Annotated in this window: 5 protein-coding genes; all 5 read left to right on the top strand. The window is 34.2% G+C overall.

The window, feature by feature from the left end:
- The first annotated feature begins 557 nt into the window (after positions 1–557).
- The 5 genes from Q1B07_RS25885 (at position 558) to Q1B07_RS25865 (ending at position 6,721) form a co-directional block, all read left to right on the top strand.
- On the top strand, positions 558–1,757 hold the full coding sequence (locus tag Q1B07_RS25885) for an MFS transporter (RefSeq protein WP_299095471.1): 1,200 nt from the start codon (positions 558–560) through the stop codon (positions 1,755–1,757).
- A gap of 277 nt (positions 1,758–2,034) precedes the next feature.
- Positions 2,035–2,376 (top strand): aldo/keto reductase, encoded by a 342-nt coding sequence (locus tag Q1B07_RS25880; RefSeq protein ID WP_299095469.1) that lies wholly within the window; start codon positions 2,035–2,037, stop codon positions 2,374–2,376.
- A 126-nt stretch (positions 2,377–2,502) separates the two neighbouring features.
- Positions 2,503–3,351: an aldo/keto reductase gene (locus Q1B07_RS25875; RefSeq protein ID WP_299095467.1), complete on the top strand. Its 849-nt coding sequence runs from the start codon at positions 2,503–2,505 to the stop codon at positions 3,349–3,351.
- Between the two features lie 1,312 nt (positions 3,352–4,663).
- On the top strand, positions 4,664–5,371 hold the full coding sequence (locus Q1B07_RS25870) for a response regulator transcription factor (RefSeq protein WP_299095473.1): 708 nt from the start codon (positions 4,664–4,666) through the stop codon (positions 5,369–5,371).
- 6 nt (positions 5,372–5,377) lie between these two features.
- Positions 5,378–6,721 (top strand): ATP-binding protein, encoded by a 1,344-nt coding sequence (locus Q1B07_RS25865; protein WP_299095465.1) that lies wholly within the window; start codon positions 5,378–5,380, stop codon positions 6,719–6,721.
- Positions 6,722–6,852 lie beyond the last annotated feature (131 nt).

Here is a 6,852-nt window from a genome sequence, read left to right as displayed (position 1 = left end):
ATATGGACATTATAATCGTCTAATTCTGGACAGGCAATACCGTCAACTTTTGGTCATTTTGGGATGGCAATAACAATATTCTTTGTTTTACTGCCCCATTTATGAACTTTGGGGCAGTATTTTATTGCCATAGGGATGATAACATTGGAAAGGTCATCTATTATTTGCCACATGCTAACTTCATTGGATGGGAAAATAGAAAAATTTATTTTTGCTGTTCCATACTTTTTTCCTTTTGATTCTGAAAAATTGTTCGCAAAAAATTTCTGGCAAATCGACTTTTCACACTATAGTTATCCCAACTAGCCTCTTTATTATGATAAATACTCACATCAAATCTCATTATATGCCTGAGATAGGTATAAAAATATAAACTAATGCATGGGGAAGCACAGTAGTGTTCCACATCCTCTCCTAGAAATACTAATTAAGCATATCTTGTTATGAGAAATAAGTATTTGTTATAAGAGAGGAACGTAGATAAAATAAATAACGAGCAAGTAAACAGTTCCCAAAGTTTTAGGACACATTTTTTGGAGATAGGAGTTGTTTTTATTTTGGCTAAACAAAATAAGTTGTTGATTTTTATATTAGCAGTGGGTGTTTTCGGCATCTTAAATACGGAGATGGGGGTTATTGGGTTATTGCCTTCCATTGCTGATCTCTTTAATGTCAGCATATCTCAAGCAGGATTGACGGTGAGTCTTTTTGCTCTTGCTATTGCTGTATCCGGACCAACGATGCCGTTATTGTTTTCCGGGATCAATCGTAAGAAGGTCATGTTACTTGTATTAAGTGTATTCGTTGTGGGAAACATCGCATCCGTATTTGTAACTAACTTTACCCTTCTATTAATAATTCGTATCGCGCTAGCTCTATTCCATCCGGTTTATTGTTCCATGGCATTTACCGTAGCCGCTTCCTCAGTAAAACCTGAAGAAGCTCCAAAAGCTGTTTCTAAAGTATTTATAGGAATATCTGCCGGTATGGTAGCCGGAGTACCGATCGCAAGTTTTATTGATAGTGCCTTTTCGTATGAAATGGCGATGGCGTTCTTTGCTATAGTAAATACATTTGTATTGGTTGCTACATTGATTTTTGTGCCATCTATGCCTGTTGAAGAAAGACAATCTTACGGTGAACAAATTGCTGTATTAAAAAAACCTATTATATGGGTTTCTATAGTAGCTGTAATTTTATTAAATGCATCCGTATTCGGGGTATATAGTTATATTGCTGAGTACCTGGAAACTGTTACCCAAATGTCTCCGAATACCATCAGTTTAACGTTATTCGTTTTCGGTGGAGCTAATATTATTGGAAACATCGTTGCAGGGAGGATACTCACTAATAGTCCTATTAAGTCCATCTTAACTTTTCCTTTGTTATTGAGTGTAGTTTACATTCTTTTATTCTTTACTGGAGAGATTACCGTACCGGTGGTAATAATCACTTTCCTTTGGGGAATATTGGCTGGAGGAATCATGGCTAATATTAATCAATATTTGATTTCATCTTCAGCTCCTGAAGCTCCTGATTTTGCCAATGGTTTATTTATATCAGCATGTAACGTAGGAACAACAGTTGGCTCAGCTGCAGGCGGGTTATTGATATCACAAATGGGCACACCATACGTCGTATTAGTAGGAATCCTATCCTTAATCCTAAGCCTTGCTTTTATCCTGCTAAGAAACAATATGTTTAACGCTTCAAGACAAGCAGAAAAGCATAGAGAAGGATCTTTTGCTTCTAATTAAGCAGAAGCATAGGGGCGGTTTTATTGCTTCCAATTATGAATTAAACTATAGGGGTCATACCCTCCCAATGGACAGCCTGCCAGTTGTCATAAATTAAATACGAATTTATTTTGTAATTATTTTAGAAAAGAGGTCTTGACTTAAAGTTAACTCTAGGTACTAGGATATACTCATAGTAAGTAATTTTAATTAAGTACATATTCATGAATATGTACTTAATTGAATTTTTTAAAAAAGATGTATCTGCAATCAACCAATAAAAAAGGTGATGTTATAGATGATTTTAAAAGAAAATTATTATCTATCTAATGGAATTGAGATTCCTAAATTAAGTCTTGGAACATGGATGATAAATAATGAGGATGTCGTACATGCAGTGGTAGATGCTGTGAAAATCGGATATCGTCATATTGATACAGCACAGGCATACGGTAATGAAAGTGGTGTTGGAGATGGGATTAGAGCTTGTGGCGTGAAGAGCGAGGAATTGTTTATAACTACAAAACTTGCCGCAGAAATAAAGTCATATGAAGAAGCCGTTTCATCGATCGATCAATCACTGAAGGCGATGGGACTTGATTATATTGATATGATGATTATTCACAGTCCACAACCATAGAAGAATTTCGGTGACGAGGATCGTTACTTCGAAGGAAACCGTGAAGCATGGAGAGCTCTTGAGGAAGCATACAGCGGTCAGTAAAAGTTATTTCTGGGCTCTTATACATTTTTATAGGTGAGGAAAATGAATAAAGTAAAAATTGCAGGAAGGAAAGTTTTTCCCATAGGCTTAGGCACTTGGAATATGGGAGACAAAGCAGATAAATTTGAACAAGAAGTAGAAGCGATAAGAGTTGGTCTTGATAATGGCATTCAAGTTATTGATACTGCTGAAATGTATGGTGATGGAAATGCAGAGAGATTAGTTGCACATGCTATTAAGCCTTACAACCGTGAAGAATTATTTCTCATTTCAAAAGTTCTCCCTTCAAATGCATCAAAAAAGCAATTACCGATTAGTTTAGAAAATAGCTTAAAAAGATTAAATACAGATTATTTAGATTTATACTTACTCCATTGGAAAGGGAATATTCCTATTGAAGAGACTATTGAAGCCTTGGAAAAAGTAAAACGTCAGGGGAAAATTAAGTCATGGGGTGTTTCTAATTTAGATGTTGATGACTTAGAAAAAATAATGATATTACCTGATGGAATAAAATGTGCAACAAATCAAGTACGTTATAATTTGGGAGATCGAGGGATTGAATTCGATTTAGTACCTATGATGAACAAACTTGAAATGCCATTAATCGCCTATGCCCCAGTTGCTAGAGGTGATAGCTTTGGTACTAATCTAACTAAACAAAAAGTTTTAAAGGAAATTGCTAAAAAACATCATTCAGATAGTTTTCAAATTTTATTAGCATGGTGTATTCGAAATGGACAAACAATTGCTATACCACAATCTAGTAATACCGCTTATGTGAGAGAAAATGTGAAAGCTGCTGAGATTCAATTAACACATCAAGATTTGGAGCAATTAGACTCAATCTATCCAAAACCTAGCATGAAACAGCCACTTGCATTATGGTAAGAAGAGAATGTAGAAATTACTAAAGCTATAAAATAGTTGGTCCGTATTTAAAAAATTATGCCCTCTTTGTAATGAAATTGTATTTGAGATGAAAATTCATGGTCCTAACAGTTTGCATTGTTTCCAAACCATTATGCCAGTTTATAAATGTTTTAGAAATGCTCATCAAGCATATCTTGATATAAGATATAAGCATTTGCTATACTCGAAAAGCACGCTAGAATAAATAACAGAGGAGGCAATATGGAGGCTTATAACACAGAAGAAGATGTTCTGATTATCCGAATTTTCGTGTGAATGAGTCTGCTATCCTCACCTTTCGCGGGTTTGCGATCAGCGCTGCGCAGATTGACCCTCGGCTAAAGGCCATCGCGACAGTCAGTAGGGGTTAATGGTACTTTGAGTGAAACGGCTGTGTGAATCCCGCATATTTTTTCAGGATGCACTCTTTTTTGTCTGAATAGATTTCCATACACTATTTAGGATAGAAATGTTAGCAATAAACGCATACTTGAAAGAAGATTTTCTGGATCATTTATTATGAAAAATTAGATCATATTTATTCATGTAATGAAGGTAGATAGATCTTTAGTTAACATACAGTTGGAAATACCTTCATCATAATATCACCATTTTTCGGACTTTAGTATGATAATAGTTTTTTTATCCCATTTTTAACGGGTAGTAGACCTCCACTTCAAGATTCGAAAAAAACAAAGAAGATAAGTGGGAGATAACTGCTCGTAAAGATCCGACGAGCGATTGACGTCCGAGTCAGGCTAAGCCACACGATGTGGCGAATTGTGCGTGATAAGTTTCGCTAACCACCAGTGGGGGATGAAGATAAACCCCACTGATGGAAGTCTCATTTTATTGTTTTTGGTTATTAGTCATTCTCTATCTACTTTAGCCAATTTTCTTAAAGTTAATTAACAAAAGTGATTAATTTGTTCACTAATCAACATATTTTCTATATTTGTTGATTGCAAGTATATTGGATCTTTTTATAATTATAGACAGATGTTGATTATTCAATAAATAAGTTTTACTCTCCACTAAGAAAAAGAAACCACAATCTAGCAAGGAAAAAGAGTATCAAGTTTACCAACTAAGACATCATTTTTTCTTACCATTTACTAGTAGTACGATTCTCCTTTTGCCAAAAGAATTTAAGCAGCATTTTGTTCCTATTAAGAAGAATTTTCAAAATATTAATCTATTAAAGTTAGAAAATATAGCAAAATCTAAGGAATTAAAAAAGAAAGGAGGAATAGACATGTCAAATTCAAAAGATCTTACTATTTCAAAGAAAATGATAGTAGATGTTGAACCCGAACCTAAAAAAGTATTAATAATTGAAGATGAAGGAAATATTGCAAGAATCATTAAATTAGAGCTTGAACATGAAGGATACAAGGTTGAAATAGCCGAAAACGGTATAACAGGTCTTGAAAAATTTAGCAACGGCTATTGGAATCTTGTTTTGCTGGATATTATGATACCAAAGTTAAACGGGATGGAAGTCCTTCGAAGAATTAGGGCATCAGGAGACATGACACCTATTATATTATTGACAGCAAGGGATTCTATTCCTGAAAAAGTGAGCGGGCTTGATCATGGTGCGAACGATTATATAACGAAGCCGTTTCAAATTGAAGAGTTGTTGGCCAGAATTCGTGCTTGTTTACGAATAAACCAAATGATGGAGATAAAATTAGACGAACAACTATTAACGATTGGAGATTTAAAAGTAGATAAAAAAACACGTATTGTAACTCGCGAAAATAAAAATATTGAATTAACTCCTCGAGAATTCGATTTATTGGTTTATTTGATGCAGCATCAAAACCAAGTACTGGAACGAGAGCAGATTTTAACGCGAGTTTGGGGTTTTGATTACTACGGGGAGACTAACGTCGTAGATGTATATATTAGTTACTTGCGCAAGAAAATTGATGATTGCTTTCATTCTTCGCTTATTCATACAGTGCGTGGAGTTGGTTATGTCATAAAGGAGTAATATTTTATGAATATCCGAAGTAAAATCCACTTGTGTTTAACAGTTTCGTTTCTATTGATCAGCATTGTCATTAATACGTCTATTTATTTTCTATTTTACTCAATAACTACGAACGATAAATTAAATCATGTTCGTTTACAGGCTGAAAATATTGCTGCAGTATTGAAGCCTGTTTCTAACGAAAGATATATACATGATATTTTAAATTCCAGGTTACCATTAAATGGAATGATTCGTGTTGTGAATGAAAATTCACATGCCATTATTACTGTTACAGAGGATGAACAATTAACAAATTTTAAACCAGCATTTACTAACTCACAAAAAGTTGAGTTAAAATCAATGAATGGAATTCAATATGCTGTTTCGAATTTGCCAATCATATGGCATAACGGAAATATTATGATGATAGAAGTTACAGCAAGCTTGGCATCCTCATATGAAAGTTTAAAAATTTTGAAGCTTGTGTTAACTGTCGCTTTACTTATTGTTTTGATCCCTTCATATTTAGCAGGCCGAATGCTAAGTAACATTATGTTAAAACCAATCAATTCAATGATTGAAACAATGGAGGAAATTCAACGAAAGAGCATATTTAAAAAGCTTGAGTTAAAATCACAATCAAAAGATGAATTATACAAATTAGGTAGTACGTTTAATAAGATGATGGATATTTTAGCCAAAAACTTTGAAAAACAGCAGCAATTCGTTTCTGATGCTTCCCATGAATTAAAAACACCGCTAACTGTTATTGAAAGCAATGCAAGCATGCTGAAACGATGGGGGATGAAAGATCCGGCTCTATTAGAAGAATCTGTAGATGCAATCTATTCAGAAGCCGTCAGAATGCAAGAAATGACCAAGCAAATGCTCATGCTTGCAAATCATGATGCAGAATGGAACTTAGATATAAAAAAGGTGGACTTTGTTTCACTTAGTAAAGAGACAAGCAAACTGATGAAAAATGCTTATGGTCAACATATTTCTGTTTATTCTCCATTCGATCGTGTTTTAGGAAATGCAGATAGGCAAAAAATGAAGCAACTATTATTTATTTTGCTTGATAATGCGTTAAAATATAGCACATCACCTATTGAGCTAAATGTTGGATATGAGGAGAATGACGTTTTTTTTACTGTGAAAGATTACGGCATCGGCATACCGAAAGAAGATATTGCACATATATTTGATCGCTTCTATCGAGTGGATAAAGCAAGAAATCGTGAAACTGGGGGAACTGGATTAGGTTTATCAATCGCAAAACAAATTGTGGATTCTCATGGAGGAAGCATAAAAGTTGTTTCCAAAGAGGGAGAGGGCACAGAGTTTACGGTCATGTTACCGATTTAACCAAATTCGTTTTTCATTCATTTTAATTTTTTTAAGGAAAAATCTCATTTTTATTAACTCAACTTTCGCACAAAGAAAATGAGTGTTACTCGTTGGTTGTATTGAATTTAGGTTATATCAATTATGGTAGT

The sequence above is a fragment of the uncultured Metabacillus sp. genome (assembly GCF_947503125.1).
In the GTDB taxonomy this organism is placed as follows: Bacteria; Bacillota; Bacilli; order Bacillales; family Bacillaceae; genus Metabacillus.
The sequence above is the reverse complement of the archived record's forward strand: the minus strand, read 5'-3'. Positions and strand labels throughout refer to the sequence as shown.